Raw genomic sequence first — 23502 nt, 5'->3', positions numbered from 1 at the left:
AAATTATTTCAATTTAAAATCAGGATAGGGGACAAATTCATTTTCGCCCGGTACTTTTGGAAATTTTTGGTCTATCCAATCTTGTCGCGCTTGTCTTAATACATCTTTATCGGACGAAACGAAATTCCAATTGATATAGCGTTCTTCGGGGAAGGCTTCACCTCCAAAAATATAAATGGTAGTATTTTCCTCTATTTCAAATTCACACAATTTACTGTCTTTAGCAATTAATATTTGTTTGGGGTCATAGGTATTGCCTTCGCTCTTAATACTGCCCTCTAAAATATACAGAGCACTTTCGCCAAATAAATCATTTCCAATGTTTACCTTTTGACTTTTAGTGCTTTTAATTTCTATAAAATATAAATTACTGTGAACAGGAACGGGCGATTCCTTTCCAAATGCTTTTCCTGCAATAAGTTTAATGCTTAGGCCTTTTTCTTGCCAATGAGGGATTTTATCTGCTTCAATATGGGTAAAAGAGGGCTCGGAATGTTCTAAATTTTTAGGGAGTGCGACCCAAATTTGTAATCCATGAAGACTTTTCTCTGAATTTCTTAAATATTCAGGTGTCCTTTCGGAGTGAACCACGCCTTTGCCAGCCGTCATCCAGTTGACGGCATCTGGTTTAATTTCTATCTCACTACCCATGCTATCTTTATGCATAATAGCACCCTCAAATAAATAAGTTAGCGTGGAAAGTCCAATGTGTGGATGTGGAGGTACATCTAAATTTTCATGATCTTTCAAGGCTGCTGGCCCCATATGGTCAATGAATACAAAGGGACCTACCGACCTTTTTTGTCTGAAAGGAAGTAGGCGTCCGACCATGAAATTTCCAATATCGGCCGCTCTTTCTTCTATTATTAGTGAAATATTGGACATGAGATTTAGTTTTTGTTTATTTAATTACTCATTTTCCTACTTCTAAGTTTAGAATAGTAAGACTTTTAGCTTTATTCTTGCCAACCCCATGGAGCCTCTGGTGCTTCCACTTCTTCCGTTAAATCAAATTCAACTCGAATTGGTTTGTCGCTGCTTACTCTTCTTAAATTATAAGTAAAAGTAGAATCCGATATACTCACCCACCAAACATTTCCAGCAGCATAAGGAATTAAGTCAACCGTTTCTTGATCAGCAGGAAAATACTGCAAACTTGCAAAACCTGTATTGGGGCTTGTTCCACCATACATCGTAATATCATCAGGACTACCATCTTCATGTCGGTGATCATGTTTTAATTGAATGCTGTTATCATTTAAAGTAAAAATCCAGGTTCTAGAACGGTTTTCACCCACCACAAATGGGATTCTAATCTGTCCTTCACCACAGGATATAAAATGCATTTTTAATTCTTGCTGCTGAAAATCTTTGGGGACAGGAGCAGTCACAACTTTCCCAGTGTAAGCTTTTCCGCAGTGTTGCTCTAATTTTTCCCAAAAAAGAAGATGGTTGGCTTTGTCTTCTTGCGCTGTCAGAATTAAACTAAATGAGAATAATAGTATTGTTAGGCTAAATAGGAATTTCATGTTGAGGTTTTTAAAGTTTAATTCGAAAGATACTTCTTTACTGGATTTCCTCCATATTTTTTTAATCAAAAAAACTAAATGTAAACTCATAATAGAAAAGTGTGATTTTTGTTAATTGGTGAGAAGTGAATTAACACGACCACTTCCGAGGAACTCGGAAAAGCGGGAAGGAGGAAAGTTTAGCGGGCCTGCTTGTTCAGGCAAGCCAGCATTGGCCTTGTGGGTTGAAGCATTAAACTTTCTAGAATTTTTGTTTCTTTTTGTTCATGCAAAAAGAAAGTATGTTAAATCTTTAGCACTTAAATAGTATATAGAAAATAAGACTAAGTAAATCTGAATTGAATTTAAAAGTATTTATAAGTTTTTGATTATCAGTAAAATAATTCATTAAAACTATATTTCTTAAAATAAATTCAAATTCTCTGTAACTTTCACTTCAGTTGTGCATCTACCTATTGTAATGAGCGAAGAAAACTACTTTAAAAATATCTACCTGAGCCAGAAAAGTAAGCTCTTCCGCTTTGGTTTCTTTTTTTTGAAAGATGAGGAGGAGGCTAAAGATGCGACTCAAGAGGCTTTGATCAAGATTTGGGATAAAAGAGCTGACTGGGAGTCAGTTGAAAATCCTGAGGCTTGGGGCATGCAAATTGTAAAGAACATTTGCTTAGATAGGTTAAGGAAGAAAAAGACAGTCCAAAAGCATCAAGATTCGCTCAAATTAGAGAAGACTTTTGGGCAAGATCCCGGCACAATTTCCCTTTGGCAAGATCAATGGAAAATTATGCAGGAAGTGATGGAGCAGTTGAGCGAAAAGCAAAAAACAGTCTTCATTTTAAGAGAGGTGGAAGGGAATAGTTATCAGGAGATAGCAGAGACTTTGGAAATATCTGAAGCACAAGTAAAATCTGATCTTTTCCGCTCTAGAAAATTTTTGAAAGCAAGCATGCAAAAAATAAATGACCATGGCATTAGAAAAACTCGAACAATGGCTTGAAAAATACTGGTTGGGTGAACTCAGCCAAGTAGATGAAATGCAGTTTAAAAGTGAACTGAAAGCCAATAAGGACAGCCTGAAAGGGGAGCTTAAGCAAATGGCGGATTGGTTTGAAAGCCATGAAGAAGCTAAGCAAAACCTAAGGCTGGATGATAGCTTTGATGATGACATCATGGCAACAATTCAGAAGAAGTCAAAACCGGCAGATAGTTGGAACTGGATGAAAGTTGCAGCCTCCATTTTGGTGGTCTTCGCTTTAGGCTTCTTCACGTGGTGGATGCCAAAGCAACAAGAGCAGAAGCAATTGGCACAGCAGGAGGAAAAAGCCTATAAAGAAGCTAAAGCAACTTTAGAATTGATGGCTTCCATGATGAATCACGGTAAAAAGCATTTAAGCTCTCTTGAAATGATTAATACAGCTCAAGAGAAAGTGAAAAATACTTTTCAACCCGAAAGAAAACAAAAGAAAAAAGAAGGGCAAGACGGTTGATAATAGACAATTGACGGTAGACAAAATACAATAAACAAGTTTTTTTATCGGCCTTTGTAAAGAATGAAATGTACGAACAGGGATTTTGTCAATTGGAATATGCCTAAGGCTTATTCTTATCAACTGTCAATTAGAAAGAATCGAATGTATTCAATCTAAATACCTAATACTTATTACTTAAAACTTATTACTTAAAACTTAAAACTCGAAAAAAATGAAAAAGATAGGATTAATAGTTGTATTAGCTTTAGTAAGCATAGCAGCACAAGCACAGAATAGTGAATTCATGAAATTTTATAATAAATACTCATCAGACGAGACATTTACTATAGTTTCAGTGAATCAGCGAATGATCGAATTATTCTCCAACTTTGAAGTAGAAGGAGAAGAAGAGGAGGCCATGAAAAAAGCGGTTTCTGGCTTGAAAGGAATTAAATTGATTGCTAATAGTGAAACTAGCCAGGGAGCGGCTTTATTTTCAGAAGCAAATGCAGCCTTTTTAAAAGGTTATGATGAATTGATGACCGTAAGAGACGGAAATTCAGATATTAGATTCCTGATTCAAGAAAAAGGTGGATTGGTAAATGAGTTGGTAATGCTAGTAGGAAGTGACAGTAGTTTCGTTGCAGCTAGCATTTTCGGGGAAATTGACCTAAAACAAATGTCTAAAATGGCAAAGGGCTTGAATATTTCAGGAATGGAAAACCTTGAGCAACTTGAAAACATGGAAGAAGACCAGAAATAAATTCAAAAATTAAAACTAATTTTAGCAAGGGCAAGCAAAGACTTACCTTGCTTTTTTCATTTAAATAGAGCCTATTAGGCAATTACATGAGACAAACTTGTATTTACCTGATAGTCAGTATCAAATAATAAATATTTGTGAAATTTATCATTAGTTTAAATATAATTTTCAAAATCATGCGACTATTAATTCTATCGATATTAACTCTTTTTATATTCGTTGCTTGCGAGCAAAAAATTGAAGACCCACTCAAAAGTCTTCAAGAAAAGGATATTCATTCCTTAAATATCAATCTTTATCCAAGTAATTTGAAGATGGTCAATACCAACAATGATCCACATTTTGCAGAGGCTACCAAAGACATCAAAAAGCTTCACGTATTGCAAATCAAATGGGATGAGGAATCAAAAAAGGCAGAATATGCCGAATGGAAAAGTAATCAGGATTTTACGGAATGGGAATCCATTTTTACCGCAAGAATAGAAAATGCAGATATCGAAATAAAAGCTCCTGAAGGAAGGGAGGATATTTTATACGCTTCAGCAGATACCAAGGAGGGACTTTTTGTTGGTTTTCTGGAAGGGAAATTTGATATTTCGCAAGTTCCAGCTTTGATGAAAGCTGATTTGGATTTAGGTCCAATTGGTGACTTTATTCAGGATAAAGAAGAGAAAAAGAAGCAAAGAGAAAAATGGCAAAAAATGAGGGAAGAAATGGATAAGGATTCTACCCAAACAAATTCTGACAGTATTCAATAATAATTTTTTATGGCGGAAAATATATTAGAGATTTCAGGACTGAATAAAAGATATGGAAATATTCAGGCGGTTAATAATCTCGAGTTAAAAGTTGAAAAAGGAACTGTTTTTGGATTGCTGTGCCAACGGGAGTGGGAAAAGTACTACCCTAGGAATTTTATTAGGGGTTGTCCAGAAAGATTCAGGCTTGTACAAGTGGTTCGGAGAAGAACCAACTGCTGCCCAAAGAAGGCGTTTAGGAGCAATTTTAGAAAGCCCTACTTTTTATCCTTATCTATCAGGGATCCAGAATCTAAAGATTGTCTGCAAGATTAAAGAAGTTTCCGAAAACAGAATTATGGAAGTTTTAGAGCAGGTGGGCTTGGCTCACAGAGCTAAGTCTCCTTTCAAAACTTATTCATTAGGGATGAAACAAAGATTAGCCATTGCCTCAGCTTTATTATCCGATCCAGAGATATTGATTTTAGATGAGCCGACTAACGGATTAGATCCACAGGGAATTGCGGAAATAAGAGAGTTGATTATTAATATAGCCCAGCAAGGAAAAACTATAATTCTAGCTAGTCATTTATTGGATGAAGTACAAAAAGTGTGTACTCATTTTGCAGTTTTAAAGCAAGGGGAGAAGATATTTCAAGGCACAGTGGCAGAGAGCTTGATGGGCAATGAAGGAGTGGAATTGTTATCAGAAGATTTGGAAAACTTGAAATCTGTAATAGCTGGTTTTCCATCTTTTATAGATATGAAAATCAATAATTTAGGACGTTTGGAAGTACAATTATCCAAAGAAACTCCTATTCAGGAATTTCACCAATTTTTAATTGGAAAAGGGATAGTGCTAACACATTTAGCTTACATCAATAAATCCCTAGAAAAGCAATTTTTACAACTTTTATCTGCTCAATCATGATTTTAAGATATTTACAAATAGAATGGTTAAAGCTTAAGAACTATAAGACCTTCATTCGATTAGCGTCACTGTATTTTATACTATTGCTGTTGGTATTAAGTAGTGTGAAATTACTTTTATCATGGATGGCTAGTGCAGGGGCAGAATTTGAAGGAATAAGTCCTGATATTATTCCTTTCTATAATTTCCCAGATGTTTGGCAGAATTTGACCTACCTGGCATCTTATTTGAAATTTTTCTTGGCTTTTATAGTCATCATTTCGGTCACTAATGAATATTCTTATCGAACCATTCGACAAAACATTATTGATGGAATGTCACCAACGGAATTCCTGATAGCTAAGCAAAGCATGATTGTAGCTTTTAGTCTTTTCAATATGCTGGTGATTTGGCTATCGGGCTCACTTATGGGGCTTTTTTATGGTACAGGATTCAACTTTGGTTTGTATATGACCGATATAGAATTTCTTCTGGCGCATTTCTTGGAACTCCTTACCTTTTTGAATTTAGCAATGCTAATTTCAGTATTATTTAAGAAAGCTGGTTTTGCCATTATCGGACTCTGTTTTTATGCCATCTTTTTGGAGCCTGCTCTTGTTGGGATTTTAAATTATAAATTTGATGATCATTGGTTAATCACACTCTTCCCAATCAATGCAGTAAATAATCTTATTGAAATACCATTTCAGCGCTACGTATTTATGGAGATTCAGGATTTTATAAAGGTCAGTAGTGCATTAATAGCAATTGCTTGGTTGATTATAAGTATCGGTTTAAATTACATTTTGATTGCTAAAAGAGATATTAATTGATTTATGCATGATTTACTTCATGAGATAAAAAATTGTACTGAATGTTTATACAAACTTCCGCTCGGAGCTAATCCAGTAGTTCAGGCATCTCCTCAAAGTAAAATTGCTGTTATTGGACAAGCTCCTGGTATTGCTGTCCATCAATCTGGAATTCCTTGGGATGATAAAAGCGGTGATAATTTAAGGAATTGGTTGGGTGTGGATAAAGATGAATTTTATGATGAAAATATCTTTGCACTAATTCCTATGGGTTTTTGTTATCCTGGAACTGGGAAATCAGGTGATTTACCACCTATGAAGATTTGTGCTCCGCTTTGGCATGCTAAACTTTTTCAAATGATGCCTGATATAGAGCTGACTTTATTATTGGGACAATATGCTCAGCGTTACTATTTAGGAAAAAAGGCTAGAAAATCTCTAACAGAGACAGTTAAATCTTTCCAAGATTATAGTTCTGAATTTTTAGCATTACCTCATCCATCACCTAGAAATAATATCTGGCAAAGTAAAAATCCGTGGTTCAAAGAAAAGGTTTTGCCTTTCTTAAAATCACGGATTTCAGAAATAATTTAATTATATTTTAGGAATAGATTATGCTACCGCTGGAATAGGAGCAGATTTCATTTCCTTTACCTTTTTATCATAACTCCCTGTTCCTAACTGATTCAATAATGTAAAGTGACTTTTTAAAGCCACACCAAATGATTTATGGTGGTGATATGGAACACCATATTCAGCAGCTGTTTTCTTGACAATAGGCGCAATTTTATCATAATGAATATGACAAATATTTGGGAATAAATGGTGTTCGATCTGGTGATTTAAACCACCAACAATCCAAGAAAACCATTTGGAAGAATTTCCGAAATTAGAGGTTGTTCGCATTTGATGGACTGCCCAGTTATTTTCCACACTACCTTTTTCATCTACTTGATAAAAATCAGTTTCAGTAATAACGTGAGCAGGTTGAAAAACCAATGCTAATACAAGTCCACTGATAAACTGCATCAATAAAAAGGCTAAAATGACCTGCCACCAAACTATACCTGTTATTAAAATGGGTGCTACTAATGTTAGCGCTACATACCATGTTTTATTGAATAGCATTAAACCTAAACCTTTTTTGAAAGTTAATCCCTGACCCTTTAAAAGTCCTCTTTTGTTATAACTAATGAGTTGATCAATATCCTTTGCAATAAGCCAGTAGAATGTCATTAATCCATAAAGGATTGGTGCATAAAAAGCTTGAAATTTGAATATACCTTTACGTTCCTGATGCGGAGAGAATCTTATAATTCCTTTTTTATCAATGTCTTCATCATATTCATCTATGTTGGTAAAGGAATGATGCAATACATTATGCTGGATTTTCCAGTTGATATGATAAGCCCCTAGGAAATTGGCGGTAAAGCCTAAAACTTTGTTTACTTTATTGTTTTTGGAGTAAACCCCGTGATTGGCATCATGCATTACGCATAATCCTATACCTGCCATACCAAAACCCATAATGACATAAAGTGGAAATGCTAATGCAAAACTAGTAACTACACCACTTAGCAAGAAAGCCAAAGGGATAAAGTACAATAGAAGCATGAAAACAGTTTTCGCTCTCATCGCATTATTGGCGTATTTGGATAGATTATTATCCTTGAAATATTCGTTTACTCTTTTTCTTAGTGTGCTTACAAATTCTGGATTGTCGTTTGCGTTAAATTTTACTGTGTTCTTGTTCATAAATATTCGTTAATACTACAAGGTAGCTCTAATTCAACCAAATCTGTTATAATCTCCTCACTTTTAGACGAAAGTATTTAACTTGTATAATATCAATCATTTGAAATCCTTAATATTAGAATAGTACATTATTTATAAATATGATAATTAAATTTGATGAAAGACTATACTCTATCATTATAATATATTACTAACGTTCTTTTAAATTTTTGAAACTAATATATATTGTTTTAATTGAATTTAAGCTATTTAAATTACTGTTATGGCTATTTCTTTTAATTGTTACAACATAATTCAGTTTGATTACTTAGCCAAAGAAAAAAGAGTAAATCTTCGAAAAATCCATTTTTGTTTAATAATTGTAGCTGTAGGGTAAACATAAATTCAACAATTAGGTTTCAAATAAATGAATGTACTTATGTTTATAATTTAGATGAGTAAAATTTATTCTAATTGAAAAAAACAAAAAAGCCAAGTCTGAATTTCAGATTTGGCTTTATAAAAGAATAAAAATCATTTAATTTTTATTCTTTTTCATCTTTATAAATAAACACCTTAGGAGAATCTTTTTCATTCATATAACCTCTGTACATTCCTGAAGTATTGAATGGCATTGTGATATTTCCAGCTCTATCAAGTGCTATAAAGCCACCAGAACCACCAAAGTCTACTAACTCTTCATAAACAATTTTATTCGCTGCAGCGTCCAAGCTCATACCTGCATATTTCATTTTCGCAGCTACATCATAGGCCACTACTGAGCGGATGAAATATTCTCCGTGACCAGTAGCAGAAACCCCACAGGTTTCATTGTCAGCATAAGTTCCGGCTGCTATTATGGGAGCATCTCCTATTCTACCATATCTTTTATTTGTCATACCTCCTGTAGAGGTACCAGCTGCTATGTTTCCGTTTTTATCTAAAGCTACACAACCTACTGTTCCAAACTTGCTATCTGGAAAATCTAATAAGGCTGATTTTCTATTTTTTTCTTCTTCTCTTTTCTTCACCCTCTGCAAAGCATCATATCTATTTTGAGTAAAGAAATATTCGGGATCAACTAATTCCAAACCTTGTTCTTCTGCAAATTTTTCAGCTCCTTTTCCTGACATCATCACATGCGGACTGTCATCCATAACCGATAAAGCAGCTAAAATTGGGCTTTTAATAGTGGATACACCTGCTACAGCTCCAGCATCTCGGGTTTTGCCATCCATCACTGCTGCATCCAATTCGTTTTTACCTTCATTAGTGAAAACAGCTCCAACTCCCGCATTAAAAAGTGGAGATTCTTCCATAATTTGAATAGCAGCGATCACAGCATCCATTGCAGGAGCCCCTGATTCTAATTTTGCATAACCTGCTTCTAAAGCTTCAGCAAGTTTGGCTCTGTATTCCGCATCTTGCTCTTCAGTCATATTTTCACGTTTTATAGTGCCGGCACCTCCATGAATGACCAAACTGATAGGGCCTTGTTTAATATTCTCCTTTTCCTCAGATTTAACTTCACGTTCTTCAGGAGCTTTTCTAGTGGTAGGATCACATGCGGCTAAAAAGAAAAACATTAAAATGGCTAAATAATAACGGTAAGTATTTTTCATATGCATTTATTTATTGAATGATTAAATTTGATCTCAATATACTCAACTGAATTTCTTTTAACAAGATGAATAACTAAAGCGGTTATTTTCTTCCATAAACGCCAAAAATTCAATAATTTTCGTCAATCTTTTTAAATCTTTGATTTATGCTGAAAATATACAGATATATACTCACCCTATTTTTTTTAATAAGCTCTTTAGTTGCTTTTTCACAAGCTAAGCAAAGTTTGTATTTTGTACAGACTTATGATAATTCAGGTCAGCCTTTGCAAAAAGGAACTGCTATCATTTTGGATGGGCAAGGAACAGGGGCTACACATCAAAATTTATTTATTGGTGCGACTAGTGCTAAGGCTTTCACTCAGGATAGCACGGTGCATAATATTTCTACTTTCAATGCACACGACCCTGCAACTGGTTTGGTGAAATTTGCAGTTGATAATAACTTAAGCACCAAATTTCAAAAAGCATCTATTAAAGCTCCGAAATTTGAGGAAGGAAGTTCCTTAAAACTTTTACAAGCAAAGGATATTCAAAAAATAGAAAATAGCAATGTAAAGGTATCTAAATCAGCTGCAATTGAAGGTTATGGGCAGTTTGTCGTAATTCCTGATAATTTAAATAAATCAGCCATTGGAGCAGCAGTTTTAGCAGGAAATGATATCACAGGTATCATTTTGAATGAAGCTAAAGGTGTGAATGGAGCTGTTGTGATTGATTTAAGTCGTTTGGAAAAAGCGAATTCTATTACAAATGGATTTTCAAATTTCGCCCAAAGGATTAATGCAAATGAACATTTATTATCAGCATTGAATGCATATGCAAATGAAAATTGGTCTAATGCACTGAGTGCTTTTGAAGAATTTGCCAATAAAAACCCCAAAGATGATTTTGCATGGAAAATGGCAGGGTTTTCTGCTTTTGAAGCTAAGAATTATGATAAAACCATCAGTAATTTAACGAATGCATTTAAGATTAAATCTAGTCCAAGAGCATATTCCATTAGAGCTTTTGCCTACTTCGAACAAGATAAATATACTGAAGCCATTAATGATTTTGCTCAAAGCAAAGATGAAAAAGTAAATGAAGCTAAATGGTATGCTTATAAAGGAATTTCGCATTATGAATTAGACCAATTAGGACAAGCAATTCCTGATTTAGAAAAAGCAGTGGAATTAAAGTTTGATGATCCACAAGTAAGCTATTATTTGGGAAATGCACATTTTAAAAATGATGCTTTTGCTAAAGCAATAACCGCTTACGACCAAGCTGAAAAATTAGGCTATGAGTCGGAAGTGCTTTTCAACAACAGAGGGAAAGCTAAATTTCTGACAGAAAAGTATGAAGCTGCAATTGAAGATTATACCACTTCATTGGGATTAAAAGCTAATTATCAAACGGCTCTCGAAAATAGGGGAGCAGCTTATTACAAAACCGAGGCTTGGGAAAACTCCATTAAAGATTATGAAAAGGCAATTCAAGCCGGCACAGATGATGCGGACATTTACTTACAATTGGCTGAAGCTTATTATCAAACAGAAAACTATTCTTCTGCCATTACCAATTTCGATAAAGCAATAAATGGAGGGAAAAATGAAGCTGAAGTTTATAGAAAAAGGGGAATTGCCCATCTAGAAGGTGATAATAATGATAAAGCCATAGCGGATTTCAAAGCAGCTGTTGAAAGAGGTGCTAATGATGGTATGATTTTCCAACTTTTGGGTACAGCTCAATTTGAGAAAGGAACTTATGAAGAAGCATTACAAAATTTAGAAAGAGCTATATCATTTGAAGTGAGTGACAGCAGTCTGTTCAAAAATGCAGCTATGGCTAGTCAAAAATTAAATAGAAATGAAGGGGCAATATCCTATTTCAAAAAAGCTATAGCTGCTGGAGCAAAATCACCTGATGTATTTGAGCAATATGCAGTGCTTTTATATGAAGCAGGAAATATAGAGGAGGCGAAAATCAATATCGAAAGGGCAATGTCAGCAGGTGCTTCAGGAGAGAAATTATTTTTGTATAAAGGATATTTGGCAATAACCGACAAGAATTGGGATGCAGCAATAACATCATTACAAAAAGCTAAAGAGGGTGGTGTTAAAGAAGCTGGTTTGTATTCAGCTTTAGGGAAAGCCTATTACCATAAAGAGAATTATAATTCATCAATTGAGAATTTTAACCAAGCTTTTCAGTCTGGAGACAGGTCTGGGGAAAACTATGAATTAATTGGTCAATCTTATTTTCAAGTAGAAAATTATGAGGAAGCCGCTAGAGCATTAAATTCAGCTATTCAAGGTGGGATTAGCAATCAGTCTGTATATTTTGCTTTAGGGCAGTCACAATATCAGCAAGGTAATTTTAAAAGTGCAGTTGATGCACTAACTAAATCGGAAGAACAAGGTGAAAACAGTCTGGTTTTATATGAAAAAAGAGGTCTGGCACATTACGAATTGAAATCTGCTGAACCCGCTATTATGGATTTATCTAAAGCATCAGAAAAAGGAAGCCAAAACATTGAGGTTTATTCCACTTTAGGGGATTTGTATTTCCGACAGCAAAATCTTTTAAAAGCAGTTGAATCCTATGATAAAGCGATCAGCTTAGGGTCAAAAGATGCCATCATTTATAATAATAGAGGAAAAGCTAAATTTTTACAGGATAAAATTACTGAAGCCATAGCGGATTATGATCTGGCTTTAGCTGAAGATCCTAATTATGATCAGGCATTGTTAAATAGAGGTTCTGCATATTACAAACAAGAAAATTATTCAGCTGCAATTTCTGATTTAGAAAAAACTGAAAAGAAAAGTCCTGAGGTGGCGGAAATGTTAGGTTTAGCTTATTACAAAACTGAACAATACGATAAAGCTTTAACCAATATGGAATCTGCAATTAGTGGTGGAATCAAAAATGCTGAGCTACACTACTTCAAAGGAAATATTTTATATGGTAAAGTGGAATATCGTCAGGCGATAAGTGATTTTCAGAAAGCGGAAGAAGGAGGGATAAATGAAGGTGAGTTATACGCCAAAATGGGAAATGCTTTTTTTGAATTGGAAAATTTCAAACAATCAGCAGAACAGTTGACAAAAGCGGTAGATAAAGGAGTTTCCGATAAAGCAGTAATTGAGAATTTAGGAAATGCATTGTATGAAGGAAAGCAATATGAGGAGGCTAGCAAATTTCTACAAAGAGCTATTGGGTTCGGTACCCAAAATCCTAAAACTCATTATCATTATGCCAATACTTTATTTCGTCAAGACAGATTTAAAGATGCTATTAAATCTTATGATGAAGCGATTGGCTTAGGGCAGAAAGATGAAGTGATTTACAACAATAGAGGAAAAGCTAAAGCAAAATTAGAGCAATTTGAAGCAGCCATACAAGATTATGACCAATCACTTTCTATCAATGAAAATTATGGACAAGCCATTTTAAATAGAGGAAATGCCTATTTTAAAATGGAAGCTTATCAAGAGGCATTAAATGATTTTGAAAAATCAGTAGAATTGAATCAAACAGATGACAATACCTTCGTGACAATGGGATTAAGTTATTATAATCTGGAAAATTTTGAACAAACCGTTGAAATGATGGATCAGGCCTATCAAACGGGAAATCAATCGGCTGATGTATTTTATGGGAGAGGTAATGCTTATTATCAATTGGGCGAGTTGGATCAGGCATACAGTGATCTAAATCAGGCAGTTACTTTTGGAGATAAGCACCCTCAGACTTATTATCATAGGGGAGAAATTAATTTTCAGAAAGAAGAATATGAAGTAGCATTATCTGATTTTAATAAAGCAGATGAATATGGCAGCAAAGCTGAAAAACTTTATTTCTTAAGAGCCAAAACTCATTATGCGTTGGATAATTGGCAAAAGGCTTTAGAAGATTTCAATTTAGCTATTGCAGCTGATAAAGAACTTTACGAAGCTTATGCATTAAGGGGAAATACTAAGTTTAGACTTGATGATCTGACCGGTGCAATTAATGATTATAATATTGCTATTGCAGGTGGAGTGGAAGAAGCGATATATTTTAATAATAGAGGTAAAGCAAAACAGCTGAGTGGTAATTTAGAGCAAGCTATAGAAGATTATAACCAAGCCATTTCAACTGATAGTGAATATGCAAGAGCCTATGAAAATAGAGCCTCAGCAAGATATGAAATGGAAAACTATGCAGGTGTGATAGAAGATGTCGATAAGCTGGAAGATTTAGACGAAGCAAATCCAAATGCTTTCTACATAAAGGCCGAATCATATTATGCATTGGAAGATTGGATAGGTGCTATTTCTTACTTTGAAAGAGCTATACAAGGCGATGTGGTTAAATCGGATTCTTATTTTAAAAGAGGGAGATCTTATTTGGAAGTTGAAGATTATCAAGCTGCATTAGATGATTTTAATCGTGCTGCAGAAGCTAATCCTTCTAATTCAAGTATTTACTTATATAGAGCGCAATGTTATTTGTATTTAGGAAATGTTCGTTTTGCTTCGGAAGATTATTCAAAAGCCATTACACTTGACCCGGAAAATACAGATGCTTATTACAATAGAGCTATTTTACGTGAAGAAACTGAGGATTGGGAAGCTGCATTAAAAGATTATGACAAAGTAGTGCAGTTAAATCCTGAAGATGCTTCAGCATATTATTATAGAGGTAATGTTAAAGCAGTCTTAGAAAATTATCAGCCAGCCTTGAAAGATTTGGATAAAGCTATTGAATTAAATCCTGAAGATCCTTCATTTTATAAATTAAGAGGTAATATTCATTATCAGTTAGAAGATGACTTTAAAGCTTGTGATGATTGGGATAGAGCAAGAAATATGGGGGATGACAGCGTGAATTATTATTTGAGACAGTATTGTGAGTAAAAATTTTTAATTTAAATAACCAAGAATTTAGATTTTTGAATTGATTGAAATTGAAGGTTTGGATTACAGTCTGTTCTTTCAATTAATAAAAAATTTTACTTTTATATAAAGTGTTTTAAGATAGCTGTTTATAATTTTACTTTGTGTTTTTGTTTAATTATTCCGTCTATTAATTTGGTCTGTATTTGTATTTAAGTAATTATTTTAATTATTTAGGTTCTTGAACCTTAAAAATAAATTTCATGATCAGCCTTAGTATTAAAGATTTCCTCAGGATTTTATTTAGCTTTATAGGAATAGCATATCTTTTTACTATTATATATTCTTTGATTATCGGTTTTCATCTAGAAACTGCCTACGAGATTGGGGGAGAGGTAGGATTTAATATGGGCTTTGTGAGTTATTATGTAGTATTAATTGCAATTGCATTTACAGCCTTTTTCTCAATTAATGTAACGGTTAGTAAATTTAGAATTAGCAATAAATAATTGTATATAATCTTCCTAAAATTGACTTTGATGGTAGGCTTAGTATAAAAAATCGAAACCTATAAATTTATGGCTCCATCGGAGTCAACTTATGGTAACATTAATCTGCTAGCTTAACCTAAGCTCTGTAAGAGCGACCTTAAACATCCATCACCCCAAATCCTACTTCCACTTATTTTTCATAGTTCTTTCCTAATCTAAAGCACAAACCTAATTTCCCCCTTGGGGATTCCAGCCATAGGCTGGTCAGCTTCTCGGCTGAAAGGGGCTTTCTAAACTATGCCCCATTTCATGCGTTTATAAATTGAATTTTAATCCAAAAAATTTATAGCATGTTGAATTCAACTCAATTTTCTGAAAACCCTAATCTTTATATATTCTTACCTCTTTATTTTACCCTTTGGGAAGATTTCAATCTTACCAAAAAAGATATCGAAATCATGAAAAAACTGATCGATTCTCAATCATGGTTGAAAAAGGAAGAAGTTGAATTGTTGGAAAACTACTTAAACCCAAATCAAAAACCCTCAGCTCAGGAACTTAAAGATTGGAGAAATCATATTCAATTTATTAAACCTAAGAACTTAAAGAACCTTACCACCCTAGGAATGGAGCTGGTAAAATCTCACCAAAATGGACAGGGTTTAAAAATCACTGTAAAGGATAAAGAGGAATTTCAAAAGGCAGAAGAAGAATTAGGCTTAATCTTTAATGAAGCAGCTTACCGATTTGAGGATAGTCATACTACCATTACTTCAGAGCAAAAATCAAAATCTTCTTTTGATCCTAAACTCATGCAAGAAATTTTAGATGGTTCAAAAATTGAATTGATTCAAAAAGTAAAGGACACATTAACTAAACCAGAATTTGCCTATCATCAACATGAGAAAATTGCAGACCAGAGGGAACAAGTTTTAGAGTGGTGTAAATTATTAGCAAAAGAAGGCTATGGTTCATGGGCTTTCCCTAGAGAATATGGTGGAAGAGATGATATGGAAGGTTACTTCACCATTATGGAAACCTTGAGTTACCATGATTTGAGTATGGTTATAAAATTTGGTGTGCAGTTCGGGCTTTGGGGAATGAGTATTTATTTCTTGGGAACAGAAAAGCATCATCAAAAATATTTGAAAGATATAGGTTCATTGGAATTGCCGGGTTGTTTTGCCATGACAGAAACCAACCATGGCTCAAATGTAAGAGGATTGGAAACCACTGCTACTTATAATCATCAAGACAAAACTTTTACTATCCATACACCTTATCAAGATGCTAGAAAAGAATACATTGGAAATGCTGCTTTACACGGTCAGAAAGCTACTGTATTTGCAAAATTAATAATCGATGGTGAGGACTATGGAGTCAATACTTTTGTGGTTCCATTAAGAAATAAATCTGGTGAACTACATCCTGGTGTAGAGATTGAAGATTGCGGTCATAAAATGGGCTTAAATGGCGTAGATAATGGATTAATTGCATTCAATAAGGTAGTGATTCCAAAAGAGGATATGCTCGATAAATTTGCTTCGGTTGATGATGATGGGAAATTTCAAAGCTCCATTTCATCAGATAACAAGCGGTTTTTCACCATGTTAGGAACTTTAGTAGGAGGAAGAATAGGAATTCCTCGTTCGGGTTTATCAGCTGCAAAATCAGGTTTGACTATTGCGATTCGGTATGCTAACCAACGCAAGCAATTTGGTCCCGAAGGTGGGGGAGAAGTGCCGATTATGAATTATAGAATGCATCAAAGAAGATTAATGCCTTTAGTAGCTAAAAGCTATGCCATGCATTTTGCTTTAAAATATTTAACTAATCGTTTTCTCACTAAATCTGAGGAGGAAGGGCAAGAAATTGAAGCTTTGGCTGCTGGAATGAAGGCTTACGGAACCTGGTTTACGACAGAAGCACTGCAAGAATGCCGAGAAGCCTGTGGAGGCAAAGGATATTTGTCGGAAAACAGAATTGATGCATTGAAAAATGACACGGATGTTTATACCACTTTTGAAGGTGATAATACGGTCTTGATGCAACTAGTTGCCAAAAGCCGATTGACAGAATTCAAAAAAGAAATGGGTGATATGAATTTCACTACCATTTTTAATTATTTGAGTAAGCAAGCTAAAACTTCCTTTACCGAAAAGAATCCTATTACAGTGCGAAGTACCGATGAAAAGCATTTATTAGATTTTGATTTTCATATTAATGCTTTTAAATATAGAGAAAGAGCAATAGTAGCTTCTGCAGGACAGCGTATTAAAAGACTTATAGATGAAGGAATGGATTCATTTGATGCGGTTAATGTAGCGCAACATCACTTAATAAATGTTGGACAATCTTATATAGAAAGAAAAGTGCTAGAACGCTTTCAATTAGCAGTAGAAACCACTCAAAATGAAGCCTGCAAAAAATCATTACAGCAATTGTGTCAATTATATGCCTTGCACACCATTGAACAAAACAAGGGCTGGTATTTGGAGCAAGGCTATATGGAAGGAGTTAAAACCAAAGCCATCCGCAAAATGGTCAATCAATTATGTTGGGAAACTAGGCAAGATGCTATTGGGTTTACTGATGCATTTGGCATTCCTGATAAATTGCTTGCAGCTCCCATTGCAAGAGTTGGTAATTAATTTATATGAAGGAGAAAATCTGGGCTTAGGATTAACTTTAGATGAGAAATAGTTTTTAATTTTGAGCTAAATTGAAAATTAAATCACCTTTAAGAAGTAGTTAATTGTTAATTTTATGTCTTTTACCAAAAACCTAAAATGCCTTCTCATAATAATTTTACAACTTCCAATGGGCTTTTTATTAAAAGCTCAGGATTTCGATTATAAACCATTTAAGTTTTCAATAGAAACAGAAATTGATAGGCTTGAAGAAGACCAAATTGAAAGTGCTATTCGCAAAATTGCTTTAGCACAAGAGGATATTGATGATTCAGTTTTACAGGAAATCAAGTATTGGAACAGTGCTTATCCATCTTATCGATGGCATCAAATTTTGATGGAGATAAGCAATAATTATAAGGGACATAAAAATGGAGGACGCGTGGCCATTATGCATTTGGCCATTTATGATGCATTAGTAGAAGTCAACAAGTATAAATCCAAATTAAAGCAGGGCAAACCATTTGAAATTGATAATAGCCTGACTTTATATGGCAAACCAAATGATTATTCTTCTTTTGTATGTGAGTGGAGTGCAGCAGCATCAGCAGCTCATCAAATAATTACTTATTATTTTCCAGAAAGTACTGCTCAACTTGACATTCTATTGGAACAATTTAAGTCCGCGAGATTAATGACTGCATTACAATTCCCAACTGATATTGATAATGGAATTAAAATAGGGAAAGCTATAGCTAAAAAATATATTGAATATGCGAAGAATGATGGTACTGAGGAAGTTTGGTCAGGGGAAGTGCCTAAAGGGGAAAATTTATGGTTAGGAACGCCCAGTAAGTGGGATCCTATGAAAGCTAAATGGAAACCCTTAACATTAGAAAGTCAAGATCAATTCCGTCCTGGGCCACCACCAAAAAACTGGGAAAAGGAAATGGAAGAACTGCGCCAATTCAATAGAACTCACCAAAGCAGTGATATTGCTTGGAAATGGAAAAGCCAACCGATTTTTGACCTTTTGATTGAGCGTAAAATTTTGGAGTATAATTTGGATGCATTTGAATCTGCATTTGCAACTGCCTTATTTCATACCACTCGTTTTGATGCAACAATAGCAGCTTGGGATGGGAAATATCACTATTGGACTATTCGACCTTTTCAATATGACCCAGCATTTAAACCAATTCTGGTTCAGACTCCTAATTTTCCAGGCTATCCTGCTGGTCATACCACCGTGGCAGGTGCATTGGCAGAAATACTTACCTATTTATTTCCAAAGGATGAAAAGGAATTTCGTAATCTAGCATTGGAATGTTCCGAATCTCGTTTTGAAGGAGGGGTGCACTTCAGAACTGATAATGAGGTTGGACTGGAAGTAGGCATAGAAGTTGGAGAATTTGTGATCGATAATTTTTTTGATTAAAAAGAAAACCTCAGAATACCTACCCTCATAAAAATTCATTAAATTGGATAAGTAAATTTAAAATCACTTTTTAATCATGAAATTAGGAGCGTTTTCAGTCAGTTTAGCAGTAAAAGATCTTCAGGAATCAAAAAGCTTTTATGAAAAGCTTGGGTTTAAAAAATTTGGTGGAGATATGGAAAAGAATTATCTCATCATGAAAAATGGGGATTCTTTAATTGGTCTGTTTCAAGGAATGTTTAAAGATAACATTTTGACTTTCAATCCGGGTTGGGATTCAAATGCAGAGAAAATTGAAGGCTTTGATGATATTAGAACAATTGAAAAGGATTTAAAAAGTAAAGGTATTCAGTTTGCGCAAGAAACAGATGGAAGCGATAATGGTTCAGCAAGTTTTGTGATTACAGATCCAGATGGAAATATGATTTTAGTGGATCAACACATTTAAAAAAAGAAAAGCCTTCAGAATTTCTTCCAAAGGCTATTAGTTTAGATTCATGAGTTAAGAATCAAAAGTCAAGATAGATCTTTAATCCACTGATTATCTTATTTGCTCTATATTCCTAATTATTAATTCGTAATTATTAATTATTCACCTTTCCATTTATTCAAAATTTCTTTAGCATCTGGCCAAGTTAATCTCGGCCAAATTGAGTAACAATTTTAGAACTTGCTAAGGAAGCTAATTTACCAGCATCTGCATAACTATGTCCATTTGTGATGGCATATAAAAATGCACCTGCAAACATATCACCTGCACCATTGCTATCTATTGCTTTTACTTGGTAGGGTTCAATATCAATAAAAGTATCCCCATCATAAATAATCGCTCCATTTTTACCTTGAGTGATGGCAAATCTTTTGGCTACTTTCTTTAATTCTTCTCGAATACTATCCGGGTCATTTTCACCAGTGAATAAGGCTGCTTCTTCTTCATTACAGAATAATAAATCTACGCTTGCTCCAACAACTGATTCCATTTGTTCTTTGAAATATTTCACCATGGAAGGATCAGAGAATGTTAAGGCTGTTTTCACCCCATTTTCTTCTGCTATTTTCTTGGCTTTTTTCATGGCATCCAAACCACTTTCTGAAGTCACTAAATAACCTTCCAAATACAAGTATTTAGAGTCTTTAAGCGCATATTCATGAATTTCTTTTTCGGAAAAATCGGAAGTAATCCCTAAAAAGGTATTCATGGTTCGTTCCGCATCAGGAGTGGTCATCACCAATACTTTCCCTGTAGTGCCAACTGGCGCAGTTTCAGGAGTTAAAACCGTATCAAGGCCATTCGTTTTTAAATCATTTAAAAAGAATGTGCCTTCTAGATCATTGGCAACTTTGCAAGAATAGAAGCCTTTGGCTCCAAATTGACTAGCAGCGACTAAAGTGTTAGCAGCAGAGCCTCCGCCTTGCATGTGTTCTTCTGTGATTTTCATGGAGTTGAGCAACTCTGCTTGGCGCTCTTCTTCCACTAAGGTCATCACTCCTTTTTCTACTTTATTTTCAAGTACAAATTCTTCTGAAACTTCTGTGATAATATCCACTAAGGCATTTCCTATTCCGTAGATATCATATTTTTTGTTTGACATAAATTTTTAATTAGTAATTAATAATTAGGAATTAGTAAATCTGAGATTGCTCTCATTTAATTATAGAAACTTGTCAGGTTTAACTGACTTATATACTGGTCGGTGTGCCACCGACCAGGGAAAGTTGCTCCATGGTTGGTGGCACACCAACCATTCTAATCTATAAAATCAAGGCAAAATTAAGGATTATTGCGGAATTTGTCGGCTAAATCAGGATAATCTGTAATGATGCCATCAACGCCTATTTTAAGCAATCTTGCAGCATCTTTTTCTTCATTTACAGTCCACGGGATAATTTTCACTCCTTTTTCATGAAGCTCGGTCACCATTTTTTTATCAACTAATTGATGATATGGACTATAAATTTCTGGAGTAAAGCCTAATTCTTCAAACTGCTTTTCCCAAGCACCGCTTTCATAAACCAATGCGGCTAAAGGAACTTTAGGGTATGTTATATGGAAGTATTTTAAAACGTCAAAATCAAAAGACTGAATGTTCCACTTTTCTTTTGGATAATTAGCATCCAAAATAGTATAGGTTAAGTCGCTGAATTTTGCGATTTCCGGATGGAATTGGTTTTGGTTACCATCCTCATATTTGATTTCCACATTCAAAAAAGGGAGTTCCTTACCTTCTTTTTCGCAATACTCAATAGTATTTTTGATGATGTCGTAAAGCAAAGGCTTAGGGGAACTGACTTGTTTTTGATGCGGGAAATCAGGGTTTCCAATACTACCACAATCGCATTTTTTCAACTCTTCATAGGTCATTTTATAAATATTCCATTCCTTTTCTTCCATTTCGGCTATTGAATTTCCAGCAGTATCTAGGCAGATTTTATGATTCAAGAATGGTTCATGAGAAACAACCACTTTCCCATCTTTACTGATGACTACATCCATTTCCAAAGTAGTCATGTTTTGATCAATAGCATATTGAAAGGCTGACCAGGTATTTTCAGGATAAACCCCTCTGGCTCCTCGGTGACCTTGCCAGTCGATGTTTTCGTAGGTTTCTGGGGTTGAAGTGCATGCTAAAGTCATAAGTATCAAGCAAAAAAGAAGTAGATTTTTCATTTTAATTATCAATTTAAAATAAGATACAGCAATTTAATCAGTTAAAATTAACTCATTATTAAATTTTTGCGTAATTCGCATTTCAATGCTCCAAAGAATCCGAAAATATATCTTATTTCTTCAATATGCTATAAAAGGCACCAATGAAGATTTGACTAATATAAAAATTAGTCGGGCGATTATTCTATTGTCTGTTCCTATGGTTTTGGAAATGGTGATGGAATCACTTTTTGCGGTAGTTGATGTATTTTTTGTAGCCCAAGTCAGCACCAATGCGGTTGCCACGGTGGGTTTGACAGAATCTGTAATTACCATAGTTTATTCTTTAGGAATAGGTTTAAGCATGGCAGCAACAGCTATGGTTGCCAGAAGAATAGGAGAGAAAAAGAAAAAGGAAGCTTCTCATACCGCTGTTCAAGCCATTATTTTAACATTGGCTGTTTCTTTAGTTCTCAGCGTTGCAGGATTTATCTACGGGGAGGATGTTTTGCGCTTAATGGGCGGTGAGGAAGAATTAATCCAAGAAGGCAAATGGTATACTAAAATATTATTTGCCAGCAATGGTACCATCATGCTCCTGTTCTTGATCAACGGAATTTTCCGTGGTGCTGGAAATGCCTCAATTGCCATGCGAGCATTGTGGATTAGTAATATTTTGAATATGTTATTAGATCCGCTTTTTATTTTTGGCTGGGGCCAGTTCCGGCTATGGGTGTAACTGGAGCGGCAGTGGCAACAGCCATCGGGAGAAGCGTAGGAGTTTTGTATCAAGTCTATCATTTGTTGAAAGGAACAGGCGTAATAACTGTTTCATTTCAACACATTAAACCTGATTTCTCAGTCCTTACTCGGATTGTGAAAATTGCTTCAGGTGGAGTTGGGCAGTTCCTTATTGAATCAGCCAGCTGGATATTTTTGGTAAGAATCATTTCCAATTTCGGGAGCGAGGTTTTGGCGGGCTATACGATTGCCTTAAGAATTATAATTTTTACTATTCTTCCTTCATTTGGAATTAGTAATGCTGCAGCTACTTTAGTCGGGCAAAATTTGGGTGCTAAACTTCCTGACCGAGCCGAAAAATCTGTGTGGCTGGCTGCACGCTATAATGTGGCTTTTCTTTTCTCTGTTTCTGTAATTTTCTACATTTTTTCGAATGAAATTGTGGGAATTTTCACAGATGTTGAAGCTGTAAAACAGGAAGCCATCAAAGCAGTACGCTATATATGTTTTGGTTATATTTTCTTTGCTTATGGAATGGTTTTGAGTCATGCATTTAACGGTGCTGGAGATACCAAAACCCCAACCATCATCAATTTTGTATGTTTCTGGCTTTTCCAAATTCCGCTAGCCTATTTCATGGCAAATAATTTAGGTTTAGGTTCAGATGGCGTATATCTTGGGATAGTTTTTGCCTTTGCACTTTTAGCCGTAATTTCAATTATCTGGTTCAAAAGGGGTAGGTGGAAGTTGACGGAGGTATAGTTTTTCTATCGCTAGCCTCCGGCTAGTGATGATTACTTGTGCCTCTGGCACGGAATAAATTAATCTGCTTTAATAGCAAAAAGTGGCATTCCAAAACTAATATCCGCCAGGAGGCGGTAGTATTTTCCACTAGCCAGAGGCTAGCCTTTACTTTGAAAATGAAAAATATATAAAATATTCGCAATTTTTTTAACCTACAAAATTTGCTCGAAGAGTGCGGGAGGGAGGACAAAACAGCGGGCCAGCGTTGGGTCAAGCCTTGAAGCATTGTTTTGTCTTGAATTTTTGATTCTTTTTGTTCAAGCAAAAAGAATAAGTAGATATCTTCAGAAGAATAATACTGCAGAATAGTTGT

General features: G+C 34.8%; 19 protein-coding genes and 1 pseudogene. 14 read left to right on the top strand and 6 right to left on the bottom strand.

Going from position 1 to position 23502, the window contains the following annotated elements; all coding sequences use genetic code 11:
• Nucleotides 1-3 precede the first annotated feature (3 nt).
• Both ABWH96_RS17145 and ABWH96_RS17140 read right to left on the bottom strand, forming a co-directional pair.
• A complete protein-coding gene (locus ABWH96_RS17145) occupies nucleotides 4-885 on the bottom strand; it encodes a pirin family protein (RefSeq protein WP_375578734.1) in 882 nt (293 codons plus the stop codon).
• Nucleotides 886-956: 71 nt separating this feature from the next.
• Entirely contained in the window at nucleotides 957-1529 is a 573-nt protein-coding gene (locus ABWH96_RS17140; protein WP_375578733.1) for a hypothetical protein, read from the bottom strand.
• Nucleotides 1530-1989: 460 nt separating this feature from the next.
• On the opposite strand from ABWH96_RS17140, the gene ABWH96_RS17135 reads away from it, so the two are divergent.
• The 7 genes from ABWH96_RS17135 (at nucleotide 1990) to ABWH96_RS17105 (ending at nucleotide 6811) form a co-directional block, all read left to right on the top strand.
• Nucleotides 1990-2523: an RNA polymerase sigma factor gene (locus tag ABWH96_RS17135; RefSeq protein WP_375578732.1), complete on the top strand. Its 534-nt coding sequence runs from the start codon at nucleotides 1990-1992 to the stop codon at nucleotides 2521-2523.
• Complete coding sequence (locus ABWH96_RS17130; RefSeq protein ID WP_375578731.1) at nucleotides 2492-3013, top strand: hypothetical protein; 522 nt, start codon at nucleotides 2492-2494, stop codon at nucleotides 3011-3013. Before ABWH96_RS17135 ends, ABWH96_RS17130 begins: the two co-directional genes overlap by 32 nt.
• A 214-nt stretch (nucleotides 3014-3227) precedes the next feature.
• Complete coding sequence (locus ABWH96_RS17125; RefSeq protein ID WP_375578730.1) at nucleotides 3228-3758, top strand: DUF4252 domain-containing protein; 531 nt, start codon at nucleotides 3228-3230, stop codon at nucleotides 3756-3758.
• A gap of 176 nt (nucleotides 3759-3934) precedes the next feature.
• A complete protein-coding gene (locus tag ABWH96_RS17120) occupies nucleotides 3935-4516 on the top strand; it encodes a DUF4252 domain-containing protein (protein WP_375578729.1) in 582 nt (193 codons plus the stop codon).
• A gap of 91 nt (nucleotides 4517-4607) precedes the next feature.
• A complete protein-coding gene (locus tag ABWH96_RS17115) occupies nucleotides 4608-5426 on the top strand; it encodes an ABC transporter ATP-binding protein (protein ID WP_375578728.1) in 819 nt (272 codons plus the stop codon).
• 104 nt (nucleotides 5427-5530) lie between these two features.
• Nucleotides 5531-6238: a hypothetical protein gene (locus ABWH96_RS17110; RefSeq protein WP_375578727.1), complete on the top strand. Its 708-nt coding sequence runs from the start codon at nucleotides 5531-5533 to the stop codon at nucleotides 6236-6238.
• A 3-nt stretch (nucleotides 6239-6241) separates the two neighbouring features.
• The gene (locus tag ABWH96_RS17105; RefSeq protein ID WP_375578726.1) at nucleotides 6242-6811 is read left to right on the top strand and encodes a uracil-DNA glycosylase family protein; all 570 of its coding nucleotides are present in this window, start codon (nucleotides 6242-6244) and stop codon (nucleotides 6809-6811) included.
• Between the two features lie 18 nt (nucleotides 6812-6829).
• On the opposite strand, the gene ABWH96_RS17100 is transcribed toward ABWH96_RS17105, so the two are convergent.
• Both ABWH96_RS17100 and ABWH96_RS17095 read right to left on the bottom strand, forming a co-directional pair.
• Nucleotides 6830-7972, bottom strand: coding sequence for a fatty acid desaturase family protein (locus ABWH96_RS17100; protein ID WP_375578725.1), 1143 nt, complete (start codon nucleotides 7970-7972; stop codon nucleotides 6830-6832).
• 524 nt (nucleotides 7973-8496) lie between these two features.
• A complete protein-coding gene (locus ABWH96_RS17095; RefSeq protein WP_375578724.1) occupies nucleotides 8497-9573 on the bottom strand; it encodes an isoaspartyl peptidase/L-asparaginase family protein in 1077 nt (358 codons plus the stop codon).
• Nucleotides 9574-9719: 146 nt separating this feature from the next.
• Between ABWH96_RS17095 and ABWH96_RS17090 the strand changes: the two genes are divergently transcribed.
• The 5 genes from ABWH96_RS17090 (at nucleotide 9720) to ABWH96_RS17070 (ending at nucleotide 19445) form a co-directional block, all read left to right on the top strand.
• The gene (locus tag ABWH96_RS17090) at nucleotides 9720-14459 is read left to right on the top strand and encodes a tetratricopeptide repeat protein (protein ID WP_375578723.1); all 4740 of its coding nucleotides are present in this window, start codon (nucleotides 9720-9722) and stop codon (nucleotides 14457-14459) included.
• 242 nt (nucleotides 14460-14701) lie between these two features.
• Complete coding sequence (locus ABWH96_RS17085; protein ID WP_375578722.1) at nucleotides 14702-14947, top strand: hypothetical protein; 246 nt, start codon at nucleotides 14702-14704, stop codon at nucleotides 14945-14947.
• A gap of 332 nt (nucleotides 14948-15279) precedes the next feature.
• Nucleotides 15280-17580: an acyl-CoA dehydrogenase gene (locus ABWH96_RS17080; protein WP_375578721.1), complete on the top strand. Its 2301-nt coding sequence runs from the start codon at nucleotides 15280-15282 to the stop codon at nucleotides 17578-17580.
• 115 nt (nucleotides 17581-17695) lie between these two features.
• Nucleotides 17696-18997 carry a vanadium-dependent haloperoxidase gene (locus tag ABWH96_RS17075; RefSeq protein ID WP_375578720.1) on the top strand — a complete coding sequence of 434 codons (1302 nt, stop codon included), beginning with the start codon at nucleotides 17696-17698 and terminating at the stop codon, nucleotides 18995-18997.
• A gap of 76 nt (nucleotides 18998-19073) precedes the next feature.
• On the top strand, nucleotides 19074-19445 hold the full coding sequence (locus ABWH96_RS17070) for a VOC family protein (protein ID WP_375578719.1): 372 nt from the start codon (nucleotides 19074-19076) through the stop codon (nucleotides 19443-19445).
• A 140-nt stretch (nucleotides 19446-19585) separates the two neighbouring features.
• Here the strand turns inward: ABWH96_RS17070 and ABWH96_RS17065 are convergent.
• Nucleotides 19586-20589 (bottom strand): annotated as a pseudogene (locus tag ABWH96_RS17065) (adenosine kinase).
• A 179-nt stretch (nucleotides 20590-20768) separates the two neighbouring features.
• Nucleotides 20769-21665: a glycerophosphodiester phosphodiesterase family protein gene (locus tag ABWH96_RS17060; RefSeq protein WP_375578718.1), complete on the bottom strand. Its 897-nt coding sequence runs from the start codon at nucleotides 21663-21665 to the stop codon at nucleotides 20769-20771.
• 85 nt (nucleotides 21666-21750) lie between these two features.
• Here ABWH96_RS17060 and ABWH96_RS17055 point away from each other — a divergent pair, with 85 nt between their 5' ends.
• Together ABWH96_RS17055 and ABWH96_RS17050 are read left to right on the top strand one after the other, a co-directional pair.
• Nucleotides 21751-22383: an MATE family efflux transporter gene (locus tag ABWH96_RS17055; protein WP_375578717.1), complete on the top strand. Its 633-nt coding sequence runs from the start codon at nucleotides 21751-21753 to the stop codon at nucleotides 22381-22383.
• Nucleotides 22374-23147, top strand: a complete 774-nt coding sequence (locus ABWH96_RS17050) for an MATE family efflux transporter (protein WP_375578716.1) — start codon at nucleotides 22374-22376, stop codon at nucleotides 23145-23147. The genes ABWH96_RS17055 and ABWH96_RS17050 overlap by 10 nt, the downstream gene beginning before the upstream one ends.
• Nucleotides 23148-23502: the final 355 nt, after the last annotated feature.

The organism is Marivirga tractuosa (assembly GCF_042140215.1).
GTDB classification, from domain to species: domain Bacteria; phylum Bacteroidota; class Bacteroidia; order Cytophagales; family Cyclobacteriaceae; genus Marivirga; species Marivirga tractuosa_A.
The sequence above is the reverse complement of the archived record's forward strand: the minus strand, read 5'-3'. Positions and strand labels throughout refer to the sequence as shown.